Below are 22899 nucleotides of genomic sequence, written 5' to 3'. Positions count from 1 at the left end.
AGCCCGATAGTCCGGCGTGACCTCTTCGGTCAGAAAGAAACTTCGCAACAAAACCACGTTTTGGCTTGTGGCTTAGATGGGATCATTCTTTAGCGCGCAAAATACGGACATTTTGCGCGCTACTGAGTGGCTCGGTTTTGGCGCCCAAATGCCCACGTCGGAGCTTACTTTTGTTTGAGCCGGACGACGCTGGGAAACAGGAGTTGTTTGGGCGTCAACAGCGGAACCTACGGCAACACGAGTCAAGCAGTGCTGCCCCGGGAAACGAAACGCTCGCCCAAGAGGCGATGAATGAGCTATGATCGACCATGTCACGCGCGGAAAGCCGACCCGCGGCTGCTGGATCTTATCCGGGCTCTTGCGCGGGGCAACGCGCGATACGATCATGCCAGGGGAGGCAATGGATGTCTCACCAAAAAGGAAGAGCGGCGATCTACGCAAGATTCTCGACAGACCTGCAGAACGACAGGTCAATCGACGATCAGATTGCGCTTTGCACAGCCTACGCTACACGCGAAGGACTGAGCGTCACAAAGATCTATACCGACCGGGCAAAAACGTCAGCAACCCTGATCGGTCGCGACGGACTGCAGGACCTTGTCGCGGATGCACGCAAGGACAAATTCGACATCCTGGTTGTCGAGGCGCTCGACCGGCTGTCACGGGATCAGGCGGATCTCGCAGGCATCTGGAAGCGGCTCGAGTTCCTCGGAGTTGCAATTCTCGCCGTCCATGACGGCAAAGCGGATGCGATCAGGGTTGGCGTGCATGGTCTTTTGGGTCAGCTCTGGCTTGACGGGCACCGCAAGAAGGTCCGCCGCGGCCAATCAGGCGTCATCCGCGACGGGCGTCACGCTGGAGGAAAAGCATACGGCTACATCCCCGTCCCGGGTAACCCGGGCGAACTCAAGATCGTTGAACACGAGGCGAAGATCGTTCGACGTATCTTCGAAGCCTACGCGTCGGGTGACCACCCCCGGACGATCGCCGCGGCCCTGAACGCTGACACGGTGCCACCACCACGTGCCACACGCTGGAATGCCTCCACAATCAATGGCAACCGGCAACGCGGCTACGGCATACTCTGCAACGAGATTTATCGCGGTGAGATCGTCTGGAACCGGGTTCAGATGGTTCGAGATCCCGATACCGGCAAGAGGGTCAGCCGGCCAAACCCTGAGTCCGAGTGGCAGCGAGCCGATGCCCCGCACCTCAGGATCGTACCGCAATCGCTGTGGGACCAGGTGCAGCTTCGAAGGGCACAACGCGTGTTCAGCCAGACCTGTGGGCGACGAGGGCGGGGGTTGTCTCGACCGGCAAGACCGTTTTCCGGACTGTTGCGCTGCGGATGTTGTTGGGGAGGGATCGCCATCTCCAAGCGCAGAGGCGCGTCGGTGTGGGGACGGTGCTCGACCCGTACCGAGAGCGGCTCCTGCGACAATCGCGTAGAGATGCGCATAGACCGTATTGAAGCGGCCGTCTTTGATCACCTCGCTAGGGAACTCGAAGACCCCGTATATGTCCGTGCCTATTTGAAGGAATATCACAATGAACGCATGCGGCTCGCCCACGAAGCTCGGCGCAACCGCGCGCGCCTCGAACGTGCCGCGTCACGCGCCCGTGCAGCCTTCGATAGGGCCCATAACTTATACATCCACGGCGTCACGGACGGCCCGGAGGCCGAAGCCGCCATTCACAGATTGCAAGGCGAGGCCCGTGAGGCAGAAGCCGCAGTCGCCGCGCTTGAAGTGGATCCGGTCATTGTTGAACTCCACCCGGCATCAATTGAGCGGTATCTCGATGCGCTCGGCGATCTGAACGAGCACCTTTCGTCGGGCAATGAGGAGGCCGTTCGCATCATTCGGGAGTTGGTGAGTTCCGTCACTGTCACACCCAAACCGGACGGCCTCGATGTCGTCGTCGAAGGGTTTCTGGCTGCACTGCTGGGAGAAAACCCGAAGTGTCGGGTTTTGATGGTAGCGGAGGAGGGACTTGAACCCCCGACACGCGGATTATGATTCCGCTGCTCTAACCAACTGAGCTACTCCGCCATGGGTGAGGGGCGATGTAAGGGAGGCAGTGAGGAGGGTCAAGAGGAAAATGGTCGTGACCGGGAATGTATCCTTGGACCAGGCTGACCGACCGCTTTACTCCTAAACCGAACTGCCGCTTCACCTATGAAAAGCGTTAGGAATTGCCATCATCGTCCGGGACATCCGCTGGTAACGAGATGAAAGGACGCCACCACAACACGGCGCTCGTGGCCGACCATGGATGCCCGGTCTATGCCTCGAACGCCTCCGGCGCCAGCTCTTCCCAGAACGCGAAGATGGCAGCGGCGTTCAGGCCGGATCGCCAGCCGTGTGCGCGGAAGTTTTCACGCTCCAACTCATCCTCCAAAGACGCCATGAACAGCCGCTTGTCCGCGTCCCGCTGTGTTGGGTTTCGCGCCGAAACCAACTCGTCGACGACTGCGAATTTGCGCGCACGCTCGGCGTGCTCGGCGGCGCGCGCCTCAAAGGCCTGATCCTCTCGCGCCTTCTCTTCCACCCGGGCTCGGGCGGCTGCGACCTTTTCCGGAGCCGGTTCGACCGGGGCGGGTTTTTCCTGTGGCTGGTAGTCATCGCGCAGGGCCGCCGACAGATACCCCACGGTGGACTTCACATCCCCCTGCCCTTTTACGTAGTCCAGCTTTTCCTGCACGTAGTCCTCGCCATGCTCGGCGATCCACTGCCGCGCCAGCCGGTCCGAGACCCCCTGGCCTCGCAACGCCTTGTAAACTGACAGGTTGCGGATGCCGTCGCTGTCGTCGATCTGAAACATCGCCATCTGTGGGTTTTCGCGGATCAGGAACCGGATATCCGTGACCGCCCTGCCCTTTTTGCGGAACTCGGGCTCGATCACGATATCCGAGCTCTTGTTCACCTCGGTGACCGCCGTCTTGATGATCTTGGCGTTGAGATGCTTGAAGCTCTCGTAATAGCTCGACCCGTCCACGCCCATCAGCTTGCGGAACACATCGATGGCCCACCAGCCGGTCGAGCCGGTGCGCACGAAGCGGTAGCAGTTCTCGTATAGCGCCAGACCGTGGCCGGAACTGAAATTGCGCTGAATGTGGACGTTGATCAGCGCATAGATCTTGGGATCGTGCAGTTTCTGCGCCAGCGCCGGGGAATAGGCATATTCGCAGACCCCGTTTTTGAGCTTTGCGAAACTCAGCAGCGAGGACACGCCCCATTCCTGCCGGCCCTCCTCGTCCAGCATGTCCCACTCGGCCACTGTTTCGGCCAGAGCCCGCAGGCTGGCGCGCAAGGTGTCGAAGTCGTTCGAGTTGTAGCCCACCATCATCGCCAGCGTGCGGGCGTCGATCGTGTGCGTCGGGGCCGAGGTCAGCGCGTCATAGGCATTGAGCAGCAGCACATTCGACAATTTGCGCTGCAGCAGGGTCAGCTTTCCGCTGATATGGATCGCGGCCACATTCTTTTTGACCGTCTCGCGCCGCAGCGCGCCGGTCAGTTGGTCCATATCGATCTGCGAATCCGGCATGTTGTTTTTTTGCCTGCTCGTTTTGCAGGTATTTTTGCCATATAAGGTACCTCAAGGGCAAATACTTTTGGGTACCCATATACGGGACGAGAGCGATCCCGTAGACAGGTACCTAAACTTGCGAAACGGTACCCGAAGGGCGTCATCGCCCGGATTTCGGCGCTGGAACGGAGTCTCGGACGGCGGATTGCAGCGAGAAATCGGTCGTTTTAGAGCCTAATCAAACAGCTTTTGACCATCCTGCGAATCGGGCCCCTTGTTCCTGAGAACGGGTTCCAACGATCCCGGAATCGGGTACCTTTAATCCCGAATCCGGGTCCCTTTGATCCCGCATTCAGGTGCCGAACTGCCCGTATACCATTGTTTATAAAAGAAATACTACCCCCAAAGATTCTAAATACTCTAAAGAATCCAAACCCTTTGTTGGGGTGCTTTTCTTGATTTTAGAGTAGTTTCGCCGCGAAACCCGGGCTCTGTATCCTTCATCGTGGAAAAATCGGCAGGTGATGCTAGCCTCGTCTTAGAATGTTCGCTAATCTCGGCAATATACGCCAGAAAGGCGAACATACTCTGAGGCATCGACAGTGAACAAAACTCCCCCCCCTCCCCTACCCCCGTATCTGAATCTCGATCCCGAGGCTTCGGCGGCGAAGTTACCTGATCCTATCGGCACAACCCGATTCGCCAAAGCGGCAGCTTTCTGCGCCAAAGGGCGCGAGGATTTGGCCCGCCGGGGATACGCGCCGGACGGCGCAAAGCGGCTGCGGAAATTCTCGATTTGGGAGATCACCAAATATCTGATCCCGGTGGCCCCCGCGCATCTGCGCCGGGTGCTGAAGGCCAATCCGGACCTTCCGCAGGGCGAGGGTGAAGGCGGGTCGAAATGGTTCACGCTGGAAGAGGTGCTTGCCCTGCGCCAGCATTTTGCCAGCGAGGGGGTCAGCACCAAAGAATACCTACCTTACCGTCCCAAGGGGCTGCCGGCCAAGGTCGTCTCGGTGGCCAATTTCAAGGGCGGCGTGGGTAAGACCTCGACCGCGGCGCATCTGGCGATGTCGGCGGCGCTCGATGGCTACAAGGTGCTGGTGATCGACCTCGACAGCCAGGGCTCGATGACCTCGATCCTCGGCGGTCAGGTGGCGGATGAATGGCAGACCGTGTTCCCCCTGATCGCCAAGGATTACGCCAAGGCGGTGCAGGCGGAAAACCAGGTGCGGGCCGCGAGCGGACAGGCCGAGATCGCGCTGGACGAAACGCTACAGGAATCGCTGAAGGTTTCGTCGCGGGACGTGATCCAGAAAACCCATTGGCCCAATATCGACCTGATCGGCGCGCAGCTGAACCTCTATTGGGCCGAGTTCCAGATCCCGGTCTGGCGCATGGGGCTGCGCAGCTGGCCCCTGTGGGACGGTCTGACAAACTTCCTTCACGATGAGGGGGTTCTGGACGAGTATGACGTGGTCTTCCTCGATACTCCCCCTGCCCTCGGTTACCTGACCATCAATGCGCTGGCGGCGGCGGATATCCTGCTGGTGCCTCTGGGCGCGTCGTTTCTGGAATTCGACTCGACGGGCCGGTTCTTCGACATGCTCTACACCACCTTCGCATCGATCGAGGATGGCGAGAACGCGGCGCAACGGGCGGCGGGTTTGCCGGAAATTAAGTTCGAATGGGATGTAGTACGGGCCATCGTCACCCGCTTCGATGCGTCCCAGCAAACCGACATGGCCAACGTGATCCAGGCCTATTTCGGAGATTTCATGAATGCCTATCGTCAGGACTACACGGCCTTGGTCGGGCAGGCTGGCGAACAGGTCAACGGCATCTACGAGGCCGATTACCGCGAGTTCAACCGCGACACATACGTGCGCGGGCGCGAGACATTCGACCGGACCTACGCCGAATTCAAACAGCTTTTGATCGGAAGCTGGTGGCGCGATGCCCAATTGGGAGGAGAGCAGAATGGCTAAACGCAGAAGACTGGCCGCCCCGGATGCGGCAGAACTGGAAGAGCTGGAGGCAGGTTTCGCCGCGAAACCCAACAACAATCCCTTCGACACCAACCCGCTGGTGCCGCCCATTGCGCAGGTCGCGGGCGAGGCGGCGCAGCTTTCGGGCATGGCCGCGGTCACGGATCGCGTTGCCCTGGCGCAGGATCAGGGCGACGCCGAGCGCTGGCGCGAGGCCAGCGAAGCCGGGCTGGTGGTCCAGGAAATCCCGCTGGATGAGATTGATGCCGATTACATCCGCCGTGACCGGATGGTCGAGGATCAGGAGGCGATGGAGGAGTTGCTCGAGTCGCTCCGCGCAAACGGCCTGCGCAGCCCGATCGAGGTGGCGCAAACCGTAGACGGCTATGGCCTGATATCGGGCTTCCGGCGGTTGCAGGCCTTTCGGACCCTGGCTGAGACCGATGCGCGCTTTGCCAGTATCCCGGCCTTTGTCCGGGACGCGAGCGAAGGGCAGGGCGCTTACGTCTCGATGGTGGAGGAGAATGAGCTGCGGTCCAATCTCAGCCATTACGAGCGTGGACGGATCGCGGTTCTGGCCGCCGGGCAGGGGGTTTTCCCATCGGTCGAAGCGGCTGTTGACGGGCTGTTCGCTGCGGCCTCCAAGGCCAAACGTTCCAAGGTGCGCAGCTTTGCCGCTGTGCACGAGGCGCTAGGGGACCTGCTGAACTTCCCGGTGGCGCTGACCGAGAAAGCCGGGCTGCGTTTGGCAGCGGCTGTGCGGGATGGGGCGCAAGCCCGTCTGCGTGAGGCGCTGGATGGGGCGGACGTCGCGGACGCCAAATCGGAATGGCTGTTGCTGGAGCAGGCCTTGCAGGGTTTCGCCGCGAAACCCAAGGAGGCAAGCCGTGGCGGCAGACCGCAGCAGGTCACTCGCATTCCACCGAGAACTCTGCCAAACGGCGGGCAGTTGCGGGCGGAGGTGAGTCCTGATGGCGTGCGCCTGCATCTGGAAGGGCGCCAACTGGAAGTCGAAACCGTTGAGCGACTGATGGAGCATCTGGCTGGTCAGATTGGGTAATCCACCTTTCGGGTCGCGTGGAGCGCATGGAATGCCCTTGGGGAGAAATCCCCGGGGGCTTTCTCATTCCAACAGGTCGGTCGCCGGGTTGTCGGCCATCTCCACATCGGCGTAGTAGCGTTGCGCTTGGGCCAGCGTTTGATGCCGGGACAGTTGTATGGCGGCCTGAATAGGGGTGCCGTCCAGCGCGGCCTGGGTCAGAAAGCCGGAACGCAGCCCGTGCGGCGTCGCATAATCCCCGGGCAGCCCTGCCAGTTTCAGCCGGCGTTTCACGATTTGATAGATCGCATCCGGGCTGAGTTGACGCGGCAAAACACGGTCTGCCTTGGAGATGGGACGGAAGAGAGGGCCATCTTCAATTTCTCCGATCTCGATCCATTGAACCAGCGCGCGGGCTGCGCGCCCTTTCAGAACTAGCTGCGGTGAGGCGTCCCCAATTCGTGTGTCTGGAGGAGAAAGCCAGATCAGGTCGTTTTGCTCAAAATCCTTCAGGTCCACATCCTCGCGTCTCAGGCTCACGATCTCGGACCGGCGGCGGCCGCCCGAGGCCCAGCCCAGCATCAGGATTGCCCGATCACGGGAGCCACGGCGTGAATCGGTGCAGGTGGACAGGAGTATCTCAAGCACATCGCGAGTAATCGGGTGTGCTGATTTCGAGTTCGCATGACGGGTGACCAGGCGCCGCGCCTCGGCTCGGGCCTGCCGAACCGAGGGTGTGCCGAACGGATCTTCGAGATTGCGCAGGCGGTGAAACGTCCGCCATGCAGCCAGACACCGGTTCAACGTTGTTGGCGCCGGGCGGGCGAGGCTGCGGCGCAGGCCGTGTTCGATCAAGGTGGTGGCAGTCGCCACCGCACGGTCGGTTTTCGGTCGGCCAACCAAATCGATGGTATGGTCCTGCACGAAGGCAAGAACCACGTCTTGGGATTCCGGCCAGGCAAGATCGGCGTCAAACCTGAGACGCTTCCAGGCTGTGAGATACATCAGGTCCCGGGTATAGGCGCGCCGGGTGTGGTCAGATGAGACACCCGCAAGCAGTTTGTTGATCGCACGCAGGCCTTCGGCAGACAGGCGAGAAAACGCAATTTGAGGTTCAGACGAGATTTTCATTCCATCAGACATGACGACTTGAGCTAGTGTTCACAATAAACATGATAAAAAATTTATCATGTACAATTGCTGAAAATCAAAACCCTTTAGTGGCGCGCAAAAAAGCCTTATTCTGCGCGTAAGATGGCGAACACTCCGGAAAAAGAAGACGAAAATAGCCTCGGTCTATCTTCGCTCTATGACCCAAATCCCACCCCTGAGGAGGATTTGTGGTTTCTGGCACCGCGTGACGAGGAGGAGTCTGTTTCGGCGATGCCGTGGCCTACGGCTGCGCGTGAGGATAGCCTGAATCCCGAAATCTGGCAAGCGGCAGAGGCGGAAGAGTACCAGGCGCTGCTCCCCGCTGCCGAAGCTGTGGCCCGGCTCGGTGCGCGCGTGCAATCCTTTCCTGCGGCCGTCACGGAACGTCTGGCCCTCACATCGGTGGCGGCGATTCTGCGGGGGGAGGGGGTCTGGCTGGGCGCCGAACAGATCGCGCTCTATCGGGCGCTGCGGATTCTCACTGACGATCGGGCGCGCGATCTTGCCCGGGCAGCATGGGCGGTGCGACGGCTGTGCACTCCCGGTGGCGGGCCGCTGGAGGGGTTGCGCGCCTTTCTTGGGCGCACGTCGGTGACGGACCCCCATGATATCCCTGGCGACGAACGTCCGGTCGGTCCGGAACTGGACGCGCTGAGCGACGAGTGGGCGCATGTGGTGCAGGGGTTGACCAATTGTCACGTTCTGACCCGCGCGGCCTATGGCTTTGCCGCGTGGCGTACTCGGGCGCTCACCCCGTGGGACGAACTGCTGGAGCCCACGGTGGCGGCGATGCTTTTGGGTGGCGGTTCAGGCTGTGGCTTCCTGCCGATGGGGGAGGGGCGGCTGGACCGTCATGCGGTTGAGGCCGGGGCAGGGGGCGCAGGGACGCGGTTGCGCAACTTCTATTCCACGGTCGAGGCTGGGGCACAGCGGGCGCTGATGGAGCTTGACCGGCTGGCGACCTGGCAGGACCGGGCACAGGAAGCGGTCAGGGATCTTTCGGGCCGCACGCCGCCGGCGCTGATCGGGGCGCTCTTGCGCTATCCGATCCTGTCCGCCGAACTGGTGACATCCGAGACCGGATGCTCGGTCGCTGCTGCGCGGCGCAATCTCAACCTCTTTGTCGAGCGCGGCCTTGTGAACGAATTGACGGGGCAGGACAGATACAGGTTCTGGAGTGCGACGGCCTGACCGGGTGATACTCTAAGCGCCGCCTGGCTCCTTCAACCGGTCCAGCCCAGACCTGCCGAAATAGAGTTCATCGAAAGCAGCAAAGGCACAAAATGCTTGTCCTCTGAGCGGCCGGATCGAGCCTTTTTCAGCATCCCGACCTGAAACTGGTTGATGAGGTGCAGGTCTGCGCGCGTGCGCTCGAACCGTTTCCGGAACTTCGGAAAGCGCTTCGCGATCATTGTGTCGCCGGTCAGAAAGCGGATGGCGTCGCAGCTTCGTTCATACTCGGCCTGGATTGTTCCGAATATGCGGTCCCTGGTTTCTGCGGGCTCAACCAGGGCCGCGTAGTGGGCGGCGAGGTCCATGTCGACCTGGAACAGCGACTTTTCGACCTCGTCGACGATCAGCCGGAACAGGGCCGATCTCTCAAACATGTTGCGCAGGATCTTGTCGCGGGTGCCAAGCACGCGCCGGTAGCTTTGGATGGCGGATCCGAACGCGAACCAGCCGGTGATCTGGTGCCGGTTCTGCGACCACGCAAAGACCCACGGGATGGCCCTCAGGTCGTCCAGCGTGGAGGCTCCGAAACGTCGGGTCGGGCGCGAGCCCATTTTCAGTTGCGCCAGTTCCTCGACCGGGCTGGAGAGCTGAAAGTAGTCAACGAACCCGTCGGTTTCGAGCAGGTTGCGGTACACCGTAAAGGAAATGCCCGCGATGGCGTCCAGCGCCTCCAGGAATTCGCTGGGCTGCACCGGTTCCGTCCTGTCGTTTGTCATGTGCTTGAGGGTGCTGCTGGCCAGCAGCTCGAGCCGCGCGGCGGCAGTTCCCCGGTTGGCATAGCGGGCGGACACCACTTCGCCCTGTTCGGTGACCCGCATCTGCCCGGACACCGTGCCATCCGGTTGCGCCGCGATTGCGCGTTCGGTCGGTGCGCCGCCACGGCTGACGGAACCGCCGCGCCCGTGAAAGAACGCGGGCGTCAGGTCGCGTTTTGCCAGAATCCGCTGGATGCGCCGTTGGGCCTGATCAAGCTCCCATGACGAACAGACAAAGCCGCCGTCCTTGTTGCTGTCGGAATAGCCCAGCATGATCTCGACCACGCGCGTGCGGGATGCCATGGACCGGCGGGCGAGTGAGATGTTCAGGACGTGGTTCAGAATTTTCGGCGCATTGCGCAGGTCTTCGATGGTTTCGAACAGGGGCACCACGCGCAGGTCCAGCGTCTCGGCCCCGAAACCCGCATAGCGGGCCAGAAGGTAGACGCCCAGAACATCGTCCGCGGATCGGGTCATGGACAGGATGAAAGGGCCAACCGCGTGTGGGTCCGGGCCGTTGAGCGCCTTGTGCATCAGGCGCAGCACGTTCAGAACCTCGGCGGTTTCCGGGGTGCATTTGGCGGGATCGACCGCCGGGAGGCCGCTCGACGACAGCTCGGATCGCACTCTGGCCGACCAGGCGCTGCTGTCGGGGGCAGGGGAGGACTTGCTGGTTGTGCGCCAGATATCGGCCAGCGCGCGGGTGGTGACCGAGCTGTTTTGGCGGACGTCCAGTGTCACGGTCCGGAACCCGCAGACCTGCGCGGTTTGAAGAACCGGGCGAATGGTCCTTTCGGTCAGTGCCCGTGCGCCAATTGCGCAGAGGGCGTCGTCAAGGGTCTGAAGATCCGAAAGGAACTGTTTGATGTGGGCGTAGGTTCCTTGGGTCAGTGCATCGATGATGGCGTTGATCGCCTGCCGGAAGGGTTCATTCCGGTTGCGTGCGTTTTGCCCCGCTTGACCGATGATCCTGTCCAGCCGTTCGGCATGCACCGGTGAGATGGGCTGGATCAGCTCGCTGACGCTGAGCTTTGAGGCCGCGCGTTCCAGGCGGGCGATGTAGTAGGCTGTGCAGACCTCGCGCCCGCGCCGCAGGGCCAACTCGGTGACATCGGCGGTCACATTCGGATTGCCGTCCCGGTCGCCGCCGATCCAGCTGTGAAACTTCAGGCACGGCGTCGCGGTCTCATCCGTGTCAAAGGCCTGCGACAGGGCGCGCTCATAGCTTTTGCAGACCTGCGGGATGGCATCGAACAGGCTGGTTCTGAAGAATTGCAGGCCCCACTCGATTTCGGCGGCAACACCGGGGCGCTCGATACGTAGCTCTCCGGTCAGCCACAATAGATCGATCTCGCAGGATATGTCGTCGAGGATCTGGCTTCGCTCAAACGGCGTCCAGCGCTGGTTCTCCAACGCGACGAGGTGCCGGTAAATGCGCCGGTGAATCTCCAGAACCGTCACGCGCTTGGCTTCGGTCGGATGCGCCGTCAGGGTTGGCCCGACCGAGAGCTTCGAGGCGCGGTCCTGAAACTCGGTCTTGTCCAGGTCCGCCTCTCTGATCACCTGCGCAAAGCTGCCCGGTACCGCGTCCGGGCCGTCGTTGGATTCCTGCTGGCGACGGGTGCGAATGGCATCGTTCTCGTCGATGATGCGGCACAGCTGAAACCAGATCGTCAGCGCCTGAAGATAGGGGACAGCCTCCTGATTTTGCGGGACCGGAGACGATTTACCGTCACGCACCCATTCGGCGACATGGGGTGCGCGTTTATCGAGAATGGTCAGCCACAGACAGTGCAGGTCGAGGCGGAGGTCGTCGGCATATCCGTCGCTTTGCAGGTCCTCGGAATGCAGAGTGGCACTGTCCGCCGGTAGCATCAGATCACCTTGTCTCTTGGGGGTTTTCCGTCAAAGAAATCGTCGAGGTTTTCCAGCACGCGGAAGCCCATCGCTTCGCGGGCTTCACGTGTCGCGCTTCCCAGATGCGGCAGCATAACCAGGTTGTCGCATTGCATCAGGGTCTGACTGATGCGTGGCTCACCATCAAACACATCGAGCGCCGCCCCGCCGATGATGTCGAACATCAGGGCCTGGGTCAGGGCAAACTCGTCGATGACCTCGCCGCGCGCGGTGTTGATCAGGAACGCGTCCGGTTTCATCAGGTCCAGACGGAGTGCATTGATCAGATGCCGGTTCGCGGCACCGCCCGGGCAGTGAAGCGAAACGAAATCGCATTGCGGCAACAGCTCTTCGATGCTGTCGACCTGAATGGCGTTACACTTTGCCAGAACCTCGGGGACAACACGGCTGCGGTTTTGCACGATGATTTTCATGCCGAACCCATGATGGGCCCGGCGCGCCATCTCCTGACCGATCCGGCCAAAGCCGACGATCCCGAGCGTCTTGCCGCTGACCTTGGTGCCGATCAGATGAGTAGGCCGCCAGCCGGTCCACCCACCCGCGCGCAACTCGCGCTCGCCTTCGCCTGTGCGGCGGGCCACCATCAGCAGCAGGGTCATCGCCAGATCGGCGGTGCATTCGGACAGGACATCCGGCGTATTGGTGACGGTCATCCCGAGGTTCCGCGCGGCGGATTCACAGATATGGCTGTAGCCGACCCCGTAATTGGCCAGAATTTTCGTTTTTGCCGCAGGCACATCTAGCGCCTCGGAATTGAGGGTGTCGGTCACGGTGGGCAGGACCGCATCATACGACCGCAACGCGTCACGGATCTCGGCGGGGGACATAGGTTTGTCCCCCCGGTTGAGCACGGTGTTGTAGTTTTCGGCCAGCCGTGCCTCGACGGCTGCAGGCCAGCGGCGGGTGACTAGAACCGACGGTTTAACCATCATGCGGCCCTCTTCATGACACCGGCGATCGTTTCGCCGATAACGGCTGGGTTCTCGGCCACGGTCACCCCGGCGGCCGACAGGATCTCGACCTTTTCCGAGGCGCTTTCGCCAAAGGCCGAGATGATGGCGCCTGCGTGGCCCATAGTGCGGCCCTTGGGTGCCGTCAGACCCGCGACATAGGCGACGACGGGTTTCGAGACATGATCGCGGATATAGTCCGCGGCTTCCGCCTCTTGCGGGCCGCCGATCTCGCCGATCATGGCGATGATGTGGGTTTCATCGTCCTGTTCGAATTGTTCGAGGATGTCCCTGAACGAGGACCCGTTGATCGGATCACCACCGATCCCCACAGAGGTCGAGACGCCCAGCCCCAGCTCTTTCAACTGCGCAGCGGCCTCATAGCCGAGCGTGCCGGACCGCCCGATAATACCGACATTTCCGGGCAGGTAGATATGCCCCGGCATGATGCCCAGCAGCGCCTTGCCTGGACTGATGGTTCCGGCACAGTTCGGTCCGGTCAGCACCATCCGTTTGTCCCGGGGATAGCGGTACATGTAGCGCTTGACGCGGATCATGTCCTGCGCGGGAATGCCGTCGGTGATGCAGACGCAGTAGCGGATGCCGCTGTCGGCGGCTTCCATGATCGAATCCGCCGCAAAGGGCGGCGGCACGAAGACCAAGCTCGCGTCCGCACCGGTGGCCGCGACCGCCTGCTTGACGGTATCGAACACCGGCAAACCCTCGACGGTCTCGCCGCCTTTGCCCGGAACCACGCCGCCGACGACATTGGTACCATAGGCCAGCATGTCCTTGGTGTGGAAACGGGCCATGCGTCCGGTGATGCCCTGAACGATGACGCGGGTGTCGCGGTCGAGAAGGATGCTCATTTCACAGCTCTCACTTTGGTGTTCTGGGACAGGTCGTTGCGCCACGCGCCGACGGCGCGTTCGGCGGCTTCGATAAGCGTTGTGGCCCGGATGATCGGCAGGCCGGACTGGGCGAGGATCTTTTGACCTTCCTCCACATTCGTGCCCGCAAGGCGCACGACGACGGGCATGTCGATCTGCAACTCTTTCAGGGCCTGAACCACACCTTCGGCGACCCAGTCGCAGCGATTGATACCTGCGAAGATGTTGACCAGAACCGCCTGCACATTCGTATCCGACAGCACCAGCCGGAACGCCTTGGCCACACGTTCGGGCGAGGCGCCGCCGCCGATGTCGAGGAAGTTTGCCGGCTCTCCCCCGGCCAGTTTGATCGTGTCCATCGTTGCCATGGCCAGACCGGCGCCGTTCACGATGCAGCCGATACTGCCTTCGAGCCCGACATAGGACAGCCCGCGATCGGCGGCGCGGCTCTCGCGCGGGTCCTCTTGTGACTTGTCGCGCAGCTCGCTGATCTGCGGGTGCCGGAACAGGGCGTTGTCGTCAAAGCTCATCTTGGCATCCAGCGCCAGCACCCGGTTGTCGCCGGTGACGACCAGCGGGTTGATCTCGACCATGGTCGCGTCGCATTCGCGGAAGGCGCGGTAGCAGCCCTGAAGCGTGCGCACCATCTGCTGGGTCAGCGCGGGGTCCAGACCGAGGGCAAACGCGATCTCACGCGCCTGAAATTCCTGCAAGCCAACGGCCGGTTCAACGGTCGAGCGCACGATGCTCTCGGGCCGCTCGGCCGAGATATCCTCGATCTCCATGCCGCCTTCGGACGAGGCGACGATCATCACCCGCTGACTGGAGCGATCCAGTACCAGCCCGAGATAAATCTCGCGGTCGATGGCAACGGCGGATTCGACATACACACGGTAGATGCCTTTGCCCTCGGGCCCGGTCTGATGGGTGACCAGTTTGCGCCCGAACATGCCGTCGCAGGCCTCATAGATTTCGCCCTCGGTGCCGCACAGCTTGACGCCGCCCGCCTTGCCGCGGCCGCCGGCATGGACCTGGGCCTTGACGATCCATTTCTCGCCACCCAGTTCCCGCGCGCGATAGGCCGCCTGTTCAGGGCTGTAGGCCAGCGCGCCCGATGGCACGGCAACACCGAAATTCGAGAGAATTTCCTTGGCCTGATATTCGTGGATATCCATGCGACCCTCCTACTGAGCGGCAATTGTCTGGATGTAGTGTTTGTCGAGAACGGCCTCGACGGCGGCGTGATCGACATCGGCCCCCATGGCGCGCATGGCGTCGGCAAAGCGGCGGACGATCTCGCGGATGGCGCCGGGCTGAAGCTGGTTCAGGATGCCGATGCGGACCTGGACCGGGGCGGACAGGGTCGGCCAGATACCGAACCCTTCGGCCCGGCAGTTCTGCACCAGCTCCATCTCGCGCCCGGCCAGATCGCCGGGCAGGTTGAGCACGACAAGGCTGGTCATGTTCGACGTCACTTCGCAGCCCATGGCGGTGACCGCGTCGCGCAGAGCCGCCTCATGCGTGCGATAGGCGCCGGCGCGTTTGGCGAGCGTCTCCTGCAAGGTCAGGCGCAGCGATTCATGAAAGGCCGCAACCGCATAGCCCGAGTGCGTGCGATGGTAGGTGCCCTTGTCCACGTCCTGGCCGTCGACGATGCCCCAATGGCGCGCTTCGAAGATCGGGTTATGGACGTAAGAGTAGGCTCCGGTGGCTTTCAGCGAGGCGATGTATGCGTCGGTAAAGCTGACGGGCGCATAGGTCAGCGGCAGGCAGCAGAGGCCCTTTTGCGGGCACGAGGCCCAACCGGCGACACCGGGGTAGTCGTCGATCGAGAAATCCTCGACCCCGAGCGACGACACGGCGTCGATCAGTCCCATGACACCGTGACGGGCGCAGGCATCCGAGAAACCACGCAGATCGTTGATCCGCCCCGAGCCCGTTTCCCAATGCGCCATGAAGGCCCATTTGGGTTCGTGTTCGGCCAATGCGGCCTCGATTACATCGCCGGTGACCGACTGGCCGTGCGGCACCTCGATGACGGTGACGCTGGCGGCCTGAGGGTTCAGGCTGTCTGCAGCGTGCTCGGCCGGGGTCGCGGCCTTGATCCGCAGGGTCAGCGCGTCGATGCCGGAAAAGGTGCCGTTCGAAAACGCCACGACCCGGTCGCCGGGCATGACGGCCGAGAACATCGTGTCCAGCGCGCTCCAGCCGGTGCCGGCAACGGCGAAGGTGTGCACGTTCCGGGTGCCCCAGATCTGGCGCAGCATGTGTTTGCATTCGATCATCCCGCGCAGAACGTCGCCCTGCATGTGATCGGCCACACCCGCTGCGGCAAAGGCCTGAAGCACGCGGGCATCGGTGTTTCCGGGGCCGGGGCCTGCGGCCAGCGTTTCCGGAATGGTCAGCTTTGGGAAAATCGTCTGGCTCATCCTGGACGTCCTCTCGTGCTACGGTGTCGGGGAAATCCCCGGTTGCCGTCGAGGAAAGCGGGCCTTGAGCGGAATCACAACATTCGTTACTCCTGCTTTTGGAAAGCCTTTTGGGTGGGGAAGAACCTACCCAAAGGTGTAAGAATGCCGCTGTATACCGTTTTTTGCCCTACCTGAATGGGTGGGTTTTTCCGGAAAGGGCTGAAATTGCAACAACTTGCTGCGCGTGCAAAGCCGATTGACATCATGCTTGCGAATTCCAACGCGCTGATCCTTTCGGCGATGTCCGAGATTTTCGACCGCGATCCGCGATTCTCGCTGATCGCCACGTCTTCGACGGCCGAGGGGTTTCTGGGTACGGTGATGCGGGTGCCGGTGCAGGTGGGGGTCGTCGACTGGGATCTGCCGGTTCTGGGCGCGGCGAAGCTGATCGAGGTGCTGCGCGAACAAGATGCCGCGCCCAAGCTGGTGGTTTACGGCGACGGATCGGGCGATTTGCCCAGGCTGGCGATGACGGCGGGGGCCGCCGGCTTTGCCGATCGGTCCGGAGACACCGAGGCGCTGCTTGCCACCTGCGCCGATGTCGCCGCGGGCAAGATGGTGTTCCCGTTCATCGACATTCGCGAGCTACAAAAAGACCCGATCCACAGCCTGTCGCGGCGCGAGCGCATGCTGCTGGAAGCGCTGTCGAAAGGGCGCACGAATCGCGAGCTGTCGAAAGAGTTGGGAATCTCGACCAACACGGTCAAATTCCACCTCTCGAACCTCTACGAAAAACTGGGTGTCAGAAACCGCGCACAAGCCATCGCGTTCTACTACGCGGCGCGTGAATCCCGGGGCCTCGGAGACCGTGACTGAGGGCGGCAATCATCTTTCTTCTGCATGCGACTGTACGCAATAAAATTTCTTGACACGGACCGATTCCCGCTCCTTTTTTCGTCGTCACGCCAATTGGACTGACCACAAAGGAACGGCTGGACATGAGTTTTCACCCCATTGAACAAGCGCCCGCGCGGCTGAATCGAAGCGAACTGGCAGTTCCCGGTTCGCAGCCGCAAATGTTTGAAAAAGCGGCACAATCCGACGTCGATGTTATCTTCCTCGACCTTGAGGATGCGGTTGCGCCGGACGAGAAAGAACAGGCCCGGAAGAACATCATCAAGGCGCTGAATGAGATCGACTGGAACACGAAAACCATGTCGGTCAGAATCAACGGCCTGGACACGCACTACATGTATCGCGATGTGGTCGATGTCGTGGAACAGGCCGGAGAGCGGCTGGATCTGATCATGATTCCCAAGGTCGGTACGGCCGCTGATGTCTATGCGGTGGACATGATGGTGACCCAGATCGAGGACGCCAAGGGCCTGAAAAAACGCATCGGTTTCGAGCACATTATCGAGACCGCATTGGGCATGCAGAATGTGACCGAAATCGCCGGTGCCTCGCGCCGGAATGAAAGCCTTCATTTCGGGGTTGCGGATTATGCCGCATCGACCCGTGCCCGGACCACGATCATCGGTGGCGTGAACCCCGATTATTCGGTTCTGACCGACCCCGAAGAAGATGGGTCGCGCGGGGTGCATTGGGGCGACATGTGGCACTATGCGCTGGCTCGCATGGTGGTGGCGGCGCGTGCAAACGGCCTGCGCCCCATCGACGGTCCGTTTGGCGATTTTCAGGACGCCGACGGGTACCGCGCGGCGGCCAAGCGGGCCGCGGTTCTGGGGTGCGAGGGCAAGTGGGCGATCCACCCGAGCCAGGTCGTATTGGCGAATGAGGTCATGAGCCCGTCTGATGCGGAAGTCACCAAGGCGCAACGCATTCTGGCCGCAATGGCTGAGGCCGAAGCTGCCGGGAAAGGTGCGGTTTCTCTGGATGGCCGGCTGATCGACTATGCCTCGATCCGACAGGCGGAGGTCTTGGTGGAGAAGGCCAGACAGATCAGCGGGATGTAAACTCGCCGCTCAACGGAGTGAAAAAAGTCTGTTGCCGGGCCCTCGGCAACAGACGCTTCAGCGAGCAGAACGGCCTCATGCATTAGCTCCACTCACTCATGACCTGCAATGTTCTATATATTTGAATTCTATAAACCTTTTCGCCCAAATGCCCAATTCCGCCGGTTTCCCAAACGTAAACTATCCTTAGTTATTGTTTTTCATCGCAACGTGAGATTGTCTGTTAGGCGCTACGGAGCCTTGTTTACAGTCGGCCTGTTTGTCACCCGCCGCGACCTGGTCGGTTTGCGCGGGATATTGGTTTAGGTCGACCGGTTTTCGATCATCCACTTGTTACGCTCCTCACCTCACGTGGCCTTGTTGGGTCTCGTCGTCTGCCGCCTTTGCGCGGCCTTCATTATTGGGAGAATGATATGTCACTGATTATCACAGGTGTATTGGACGGTCCGTTGACGGGCGGTTTGCCGAAGGCGGTTGAGCTATTTGTGACTGCCGATATCGCGGACCTGTCGGCGTTCGGCATCGGGTCAGCGAATAATGGCGGGGGATCGGACGGCGAGGAGTTCACCTTTCCGCCAGTGGCGGTGACCGCTGGCACCTTTATCTACGTGTCCAGCGAAATCCCCGGCTTTACCGAGTTTATGGGGTTCGGCCCCGATTACACGTCTGGGGCCCTGTCCGTGAATGGCGACGACGCAATCGAGCTGTTCCAGAATGGGTCCGTCATTGACCTGTTCGGGGACCCGAATGTGGACGGAACCGGGCAGCCTTGGGAGTATCTGGACGGATGGGCCGCGCGCAATCCGGGGGCAACGGCCAACCCGGTCTTTGACATCTCTCAGTGGAGTTTTTCGGGCCCCAACGCCTTGGATGGACAGGCCACGAATGCGACCGCAACCGTTCCGTTCCCCACCGCGTCCTTTGATGATGTGGCGCCAACGCCGACTTTCGTGATCAACGAGATCGACGCCGATCAGGACGGGACCGACAGTGCCGAGTTCATCGAAATCTATGATGGCGGGGTGGGCAATGCCTCGCTGGATGGGCTGACCGTGGTTCTCTATAACGGCAATGGCGATACGGCCTATGACACCATCTCTCTGGACGGGTTCACGACCAATGCCGACGGGTATTTTGTCATCGGCTCTGCCAATGTCCCCAATGTCGATCTGGTGGAATTTACTACCAACGGGTTGCAGAACGGGGCCGATGCGGTCGCGCTTTACGATGGGCCTGCGCCCGCCGGGCCGACCACCGACAATCTGCTAGATGCGGTGGTCTACGGGACGTCTGACCCGGATGATACCGGGCTGTTGACGGCGCTCGGGCAGACCGTTCAGGCAGACGAAAGCGCAAATGGCAACTCGACCGGCGATGCGCTGGCGCGCCAGCCGGACCAGACTGGCGATTTCACGGCGCAGGCGCCAACCCCGGGGGAAAGCAACGTCATTCAGCCCCCCGCCGATATCACCCTGATCAGCGAGATTCAGGGCAGCGGCGGCACCGGCAACATGGCGCAGATCGGGGTTGATGACCGCAGCGTGCTGGAAGGGCAGACCGTGACGGTCCGCGCCATCGTGACCGCTGATTTTCAGGACGGGCTGCTGGGCAGTCAAGGCGATCTGAACGGGTTCTACATTCAGGAAGAAGAGATCGACTATGATTTCAACGACCTGACCTCCGAGGGGATCTTCATCTTTGACGGTGCGGCCCCGCTGGTTGACGTGAATGTCGGCGATCTGGTCGAGATCACGGGTGTCGTAGGCGAGAATTTCGGCCAGACTCAGATCACCGCGACTGCGGTTGCGGTTCTGGAAACCGATCAGCTGGTGCCGGATGCTGTCGAGGTCACGTTCCCGACCGCCAATGTCATGCTGGACGATGACGGCAACTATGTCGCCAATCTGGAAGCCTACGAAGGCATGCTGGTGACCGTCGGGCAGGACATGACCGTGTCCGAGCTGTTCAATCTGGACCGCTTCGGCCAATACAATGTCACCGCAGACGGTAGGCCGGTTCAGTTCACGCAAACCAACGATCCCGATGCGGCGGGCTTTGATCAGCACCTGCAGGATGTTGCTGCACGCACGCTGGTGCTGGATGACGGCTCGACTGTTCAGAACCCGGATCAGTTGCAGATCATCGACGGTAATGACGGTGTGCTGACCGCCGATGACAGTTTCCGTATGGGAGACACCATTTCCTCGATCACCGGTGTGGTGGGCTATTCCTTCGACGAGTTTCGCATCAATGCCGCCCAGGGGGACTACCAGCAAACCAACCCGCGTCCCGATGCGCCCGAGGATATCGGTGGCAACTTCAAGGTCGCCAGCCTGAACGTGCTCAACTATTTCACCACGATCGACCTGCCGGGTGCGACCACCGACAATGGCTCGGACCCGCGCGGCGCCGACACGGTTGAGGAGTTCGAGCGGCAGGCAGACAAGCTGGTCAATGCCATCGTCCAGATCGACGCCGATGTGCTGGGTCTGGTCGAGCTTGAGAACGACTTCGCGGGTACGAACTTCGCGATCAAGGACATCGTTGATCGGGTGAATGCGGAACTTGGCTCTGAGGTTTATGGTTTTGTCGATCCCGGGCAGGAATTCGTTGGCGGCGATGCCATCGCGAACGGTCTGATCTACAAGATCGACGAGGTTGGTCTGAGCGGTGACATGGCCATTCTGGAAACCTTCGAGGGGCGGGATTTCATCGACCCGCTTGGCGCTGGGCGTGGGTTGAACCGGCCCGCCATTGCGCAGACATTCGAGGATCTGGACACCGGCCAGACCATCACGGTTTCCGTCAACCACCTGAAATCCAAGGGGTCACTGTCCGGCATCGCGGCGGATGAGGATCAGGGCGACGGTCAGGGCAACAACAACGCCACCCGCGCCGAGGCGGCGGATATTCTGGCCGACTGGCTGGCCAGCGATCCGACCGGGCAGGGGTCCGAGAATGTGCTGATCCTTGGTGACCTGAACTCCTACGCCAAGGAAGATCCGCTGACCGTGCTTTCCGATGCGGGTTATACCGATCTTGCGGCGGCCGAACTGGGCGACGATGCTTATTCCTTTGTCTTCGACGGTCAGATCGGCACGCTGGATTACGTTCTCGCCAACGATGCGCTTGCCGCGAGTGTGGCCGGGGTGACCGAATGGCATATCAACTCGGATGAGGCCGACGCGCTGGACTACAATCTCGATTTCGGCCGCGATCCGACGCTTTACGACGGCGACAGCGCCACGCGTAATTCCGACCATGACCCGGTTATCGTCAGTTTCGATTTCGAGCCGGTCTACAACGTGATCGCGGGCACCAACCGTCGCGATTTCCTGTTTGGCACGGATGGCCGCGATCAGATCGACGCCAAGAACGGCAATGACTTCGTGTTTGCCGGCGACGGCGATGATCTGATCTTTGGCGGGCGCGGCAAGGACAAGATTCTGGGCGGCGACGGAAACGATGACATCGATGCTGGGCGCGGAAGCGACCTGGTCTATGCCGGCGACGGCGATGACATCATTCGGGCAGGCGATGGCCGACATGACCTTTACTGGGGCGGTGACGGCGCCGACACATTTGTGTTCTCTGCCGCACTTGCCGAGGACGGAAGCCGGGACAAGTCGGTCATTCTGGACTTTGACGTCTCGGAGGATGTGATCGATCTGGGCGGCGCGGAAATCGCGGATGTACGTGAGTTCCTTGGATCGGTTCGGATCACACTCGAAGGCGGGCGCGACAAGATCGACCTGCTCGGGGTGTCCGATTTCGACGATATCGTCTTTGTCGACGAGTTTTCCGTCGCGTGATCGGGTAACAAACTTAAGAGGTGCTCTCGAACCCGTTTCGAGGGCACCGCAAGGGGAGGGATGTCGGTGGATGGCCGCTGGGCGAAAGTTTCGGCGGACTGAATTCAAAACTGGCACACCAGCGTGAGACGCTGGCATTAGGCGGTAGTGAGCGCCTCCATCCTGACCCTGGTGATTGCCGCCTCGGCCTTGAGCCAGGCAATCAGGCGCGTTACTTGCGGGCGAACCGTCGCTTCGGTGCGGGTTTTGACGCAGTAGGGATGTTTGGCTGCAAGGCACTCATCGGAAGGAAACGGCAAGCTCACGAGCCCCGCCTCGATGTCATCGAGAACCAGGGAAAGACCGCAGACAAGCAGGCCGGCGTCGGATTTCACCCCATCGATCGCGTTACGAACATGCGCATATTGCACCCCGCGTTCGGGCGAGGTCCGATCATGGGGATAAACGGCAAGCCAGTCCGCCCAGCCCGGCGTTTCGGGAATGGTGGGACGATCCTGAAGATGCAGCAGCGGAAACCCCTCGATACTGTCCTGCTGAGAGTGGCGCCACACGCGATCCTTGTTCCCGATCGTTCCGACCGGCAGATATTGCGGTGCGGTGTCGGCGGCCTTGGTTGCAAACGGATCGGCGACCCGGGCGGCGTTTTCCGGTGATCCGATCGGCAGAAACACCTCGGTATAAAGCTCATCTCCCGAAGCGGCGCGCCCTTGTGGGTCGCGGTCGATGAAGAGATCGGCCGCTCCGAGGCGCATCGGCACGTCGCCCTCACCGTTGATGTTGAAAAGGATGTTGGGATGCTCGGTCCGGAACCGCCCGAGCCGTGGCAGCAGCCATAGATCGGACCAGTCGGGATCAGCGATGATGTGGATCTCGGTCGTGCGCTGGAAATCGAGACTGGCCGCGACGCGGTCCAACGCCGAAAACGCGGCGTGCAGATCGTCGAGCGCACCCTCGAGAGCCGGCGTCGGGCGCAACCCGGATCGCCCGCGCAGGATCAGGTCCGTGTCGAGGAATTTTTCAAGCGCCCTGATCCGTTGTCCTACCGCTGCAGGTGTGATGCCCAGCTTCTCGGCAGCACCCCTAAGCGAGCCTTCGCGGATCGCCATTTCCAGCGCTTGAAGGGCGTTCAGGTGCGTGGTGCGCGCCATTTGCTAAAGATTTCCTTTCTCGGCAAAGAAGACTATCGCAAATTGCGATGAAAACCTATCGCTCGCTAAGAATATCTTAGTTTGGCGATCACGGGGTGCG

Annotated in this window: 15 protein-coding genes and 1 tRNA gene; 7 read left to right on the top strand and 9 right to left on the bottom strand. The window is 61.2% G+C overall.

Annotated elements, in window-relative coordinates:
- The first annotated feature begins 308 nt into the window (after positions 1–308).
- The gene (locus GOX53_RS30345) at positions 309–2018 is read left to right on the top strand and encodes a recombinase family protein (protein ID WP_371810396.1); all 1710 of its coding nucleotides are present in this window, start codon (positions 309–311) and stop codon (positions 2016–2018) included.
- Here the strand turns inward: GOX53_RS30345 and GOX53_RS22440 are convergent.
- Both GOX53_RS22440 and GOX53_RS22435 read right to left on the bottom strand, forming a co-directional pair.
- Positions 1975–2051 (bottom strand) — tRNA-Met (locus GOX53_RS22440). The genes GOX53_RS30345 and GOX53_RS22440 overlap by 44 nt on opposite strands.
- 232 nt (positions 2052–2283) lie before the next feature.
- On the bottom strand, positions 2284–3546 hold the full coding sequence (locus GOX53_RS22435) for a replication initiation protein (protein WP_171180369.1): 1263 nt from the start codon (positions 3544–3546) through the stop codon (positions 2284–2286).
- A 584-nt stretch (positions 3547–4130) separates the two neighbouring features.
- On the opposite strand from GOX53_RS22435, the gene GOX53_RS22430 reads away from it, so the two are divergent.
- Together GOX53_RS22430 and GOX53_RS22425 are read left to right on the top strand one after the other, a co-directional pair.
- A complete protein-coding gene (locus GOX53_RS22430) occupies positions 4131–5516 on the top strand; it encodes an AAA family ATPase (protein WP_171180367.1) in 1386 nt (461 codons plus the stop codon).
- On the top strand, positions 5509–6576 hold the full coding sequence (locus tag GOX53_RS22425; protein ID WP_171180365.1) for a ParB/RepB/Spo0J family partition protein: 1068 nt from the start codon (positions 5509–5511) through the stop codon (positions 6574–6576). The genes GOX53_RS22430 and GOX53_RS22425 overlap by 8 nt, the downstream gene beginning before the upstream one ends.
- Positions 6577–6639: 63 nt before the next feature.
- Here the strand turns inward: GOX53_RS22425 and GOX53_RS22420 are convergent, their stop codons facing one another.
- Positions 6640–7686 carry a tyrosine-type recombinase/integrase gene (locus GOX53_RS22420; RefSeq protein WP_171180363.1) on the bottom strand — a complete coding sequence of 349 codons (1047 nt, stop codon included), beginning with the start codon at positions 7684–7686 and terminating at the stop codon, positions 6640–6642.
- A 123-nt stretch (positions 7687–7809) separates the two neighbouring features.
- Between GOX53_RS22420 and GOX53_RS22415 the strand changes: the two genes are divergently transcribed.
- Positions 7810–8898 (top strand): hypothetical protein, encoded by a 1089-nt coding sequence (locus GOX53_RS22415; protein ID WP_171180362.1) that lies wholly within the window; start codon positions 7810–7812, stop codon positions 8896–8898.
- A gap of 32 nt (positions 8899–8930) precedes the next feature.
- On the opposite strand, the gene GOX53_RS22410 is transcribed toward GOX53_RS22415, so the two are convergent.
- Genes GOX53_RS22410 through GOX53_RS22390 form a run of 5 tightly spaced genes read right to left on the bottom strand, consistent with a single transcriptional unit; the run spans position 8931 to position 15881 of the window.
- Positions 8931–11570, bottom strand: coding sequence for a phosphoenolpyruvate carboxylase (locus tag GOX53_RS22410; protein WP_171180360.1), 2640 nt, complete (start codon positions 11568–11570; stop codon positions 8931–8933).
- Positions 11570–12541, bottom strand: coding sequence for a D-glycerate dehydrogenase (locus GOX53_RS22405; protein ID WP_171180379.1), 972 nt, complete (start codon positions 12539–12541; stop codon positions 11570–11572). The genes GOX53_RS22410 and GOX53_RS22405 overlap by 1 nt, the downstream gene beginning before the upstream one ends.
- Positions 12541–13431, bottom strand: a complete 891-nt coding sequence (sucD, locus tag GOX53_RS22400; RefSeq protein ID WP_171180358.1) for a succinate--CoA ligase subunit alpha — start codon at positions 13429–13431, stop codon at positions 12541–12543. Before sucD ends, GOX53_RS22405 begins: the two co-directional genes overlap by 1 nt.
- On the bottom strand, positions 13428–14627 hold the full coding sequence (locus tag GOX53_RS22395; RefSeq protein WP_171180356.1) for a malate--CoA ligase subunit beta: 1200 nt from the start codon (positions 14625–14627) through the stop codon (positions 13428–13430). Before GOX53_RS22395 ends, sucD begins: the two co-directional genes overlap by 4 nt.
- A 9-nt stretch (positions 14628–14636) precedes the next feature.
- Positions 14637–15881: an aminotransferase class V-fold PLP-dependent enzyme gene (locus GOX53_RS22390; RefSeq protein ID WP_171180354.1), complete on the bottom strand. Its 1245-nt coding sequence runs from the start codon at positions 15879–15881 to the stop codon at positions 14637–14639.
- 246 nt (positions 15882–16127) lie between these two features.
- Between GOX53_RS22390 and GOX53_RS22385 the strand changes: the two genes are divergently transcribed.
- The 3 genes from GOX53_RS22385 to GOX53_RS22375 all read left to right on the top strand — a co-directional run bounded on the left by GOX53_RS22385 (position 16128) and on the right by GOX53_RS22375 (position 21651).
- A complete protein-coding gene (locus GOX53_RS22385; protein WP_171180352.1) occupies positions 16128–16739 on the top strand; it encodes a response regulator transcription factor in 612 nt (203 codons plus the stop codon).
- 122 nt (positions 16740–16861) lie between these two features.
- Entirely contained in the window at positions 16862–17839 is a 978-nt protein-coding gene (locus GOX53_RS22380) for a CoA ester lyase (RefSeq protein ID WP_171180350.1), read from the top strand.
- Positions 17840–18252: 413 nt separating this feature from the next.
- Entirely contained in the window at positions 18253–21651 is a 3399-nt protein-coding gene (locus GOX53_RS22375) for an ExeM/NucH family extracellular endonuclease (protein WP_171180348.1), read from the top strand.
- A 137-nt stretch (positions 21652–21788) separates the two neighbouring features.
- Here the strand turns inward: GOX53_RS22375 and GOX53_RS22370 are convergent, their stop codons facing one another.
- The gene (locus tag GOX53_RS22370) at positions 21789–22799 is read right to left on the bottom strand and encodes a LysR family transcriptional regulator (protein ID WP_171180346.1); all 1011 of its coding nucleotides are present in this window, start codon (positions 22797–22799) and stop codon (positions 21789–21791) included.
- Between the last annotated feature and the right edge of the window lie 100 nt (positions 22800–22899).

The sequence above is a fragment of the Ruegeria sp. HKCCD8929 genome, assembly GCF_013031405.1.
GTDB lineage: Bacteria > Pseudomonadota > Alphaproteobacteria > Rhodobacterales > Rhodobacteraceae > Ruegeria.
The sequence above is the reverse complement of the archived record's forward strand: the minus strand, read 5'-3'. Positions and strand labels throughout refer to the sequence as shown.

Excerpts from the sequence above, each read along its gene's own strand:
- GOX53_RS30345 (WP_371810396.1), top strand. The coding sequence starts at position 309 with ATGTCACGCGCGGAAAGCCGACCCGCGGCTGCTGGATCTTATCCGGGC.
- GOX53_RS22435 (WP_171180369.1), bottom strand. The coding sequence starts at position 3,546 with ATGCCGGATTCGCAGATCGATATGGACCAACTGACCGGCGCGCTGCGG.
- GOX53_RS22425 (WP_171180365.1), top strand. The coding sequence starts at position 5,509 with ATGGCTAAACGCAGAAGACTGGCCGCCCCGGATGCGGCAGAACTGGAA.
- GOX53_RS22420 (WP_171180363.1), bottom strand. The coding sequence starts at position 7,686 with ATGAAAATCTCGTCTGAACCTCAAATTGCGTTTTCTCGCCTGTCTGCC.
- GOX53_RS22415 (WP_171180362.1), top strand. The coding sequence starts at position 7,810 with ATGGCGAACACTCCGGAAAAAGAAGACGAAAATAGCCTCGGTCTATCT.
- GOX53_RS22410 (WP_171180360.1), bottom strand. The coding sequence starts at position 11,570 with ATGCTACCGGCGGACAGTGCCACTCTGCATTCCGAGGACCTGCAAAGC.
- GOX53_RS22405 (WP_171180379.1), bottom strand. The coding sequence starts at position 12,541 with ATGGTTAAACCGTCGGTTCTAGTCACCCGCCGCTGGCCTGCAGCCGTC.
- sucD (WP_171180358.1), bottom strand. The coding sequence starts at position 13,431 with ATGAGCATCCTTCTCGACCGCGACACCCGCGTCATCGTTCAGGGCATC.
- GOX53_RS22395 (WP_171180356.1), bottom strand. The coding sequence starts at position 14,627 with ATGGATATCCACGAATATCAGGCCAAGGAAATTCTCTCGAATTTCGGT.
- GOX53_RS22390 (WP_171180354.1), bottom strand. The coding sequence starts at position 15,881 with ATGAGCCAGACGATTTTCCCAAAGCTGACCATTCCGGAAACGCTGGCC.
- GOX53_RS22385 (WP_171180352.1), top strand. The coding sequence starts at position 16,128 with ATGCTTGCGAATTCCAACGCGCTGATCCTTTCGGCGATGTCCGAGATT.
- GOX53_RS22380 (WP_171180350.1), top strand. The coding sequence starts at position 16,862 with ATGAGTTTTCACCCCATTGAACAAGCGCCCGCGCGGCTGAATCGAAGC.
- GOX53_RS22375 (WP_171180348.1), top strand. The coding sequence starts at position 18,253 with ATGTCACTGATTATCACAGGTGTATTGGACGGTCCGTTGACGGGCGGT.
- GOX53_RS22370 (WP_171180346.1), bottom strand. The coding sequence starts at position 22,799 with ATGGCGCGCACCACGCACCTGAACGCCCTTCAAGCGCTGGAAATGGCG.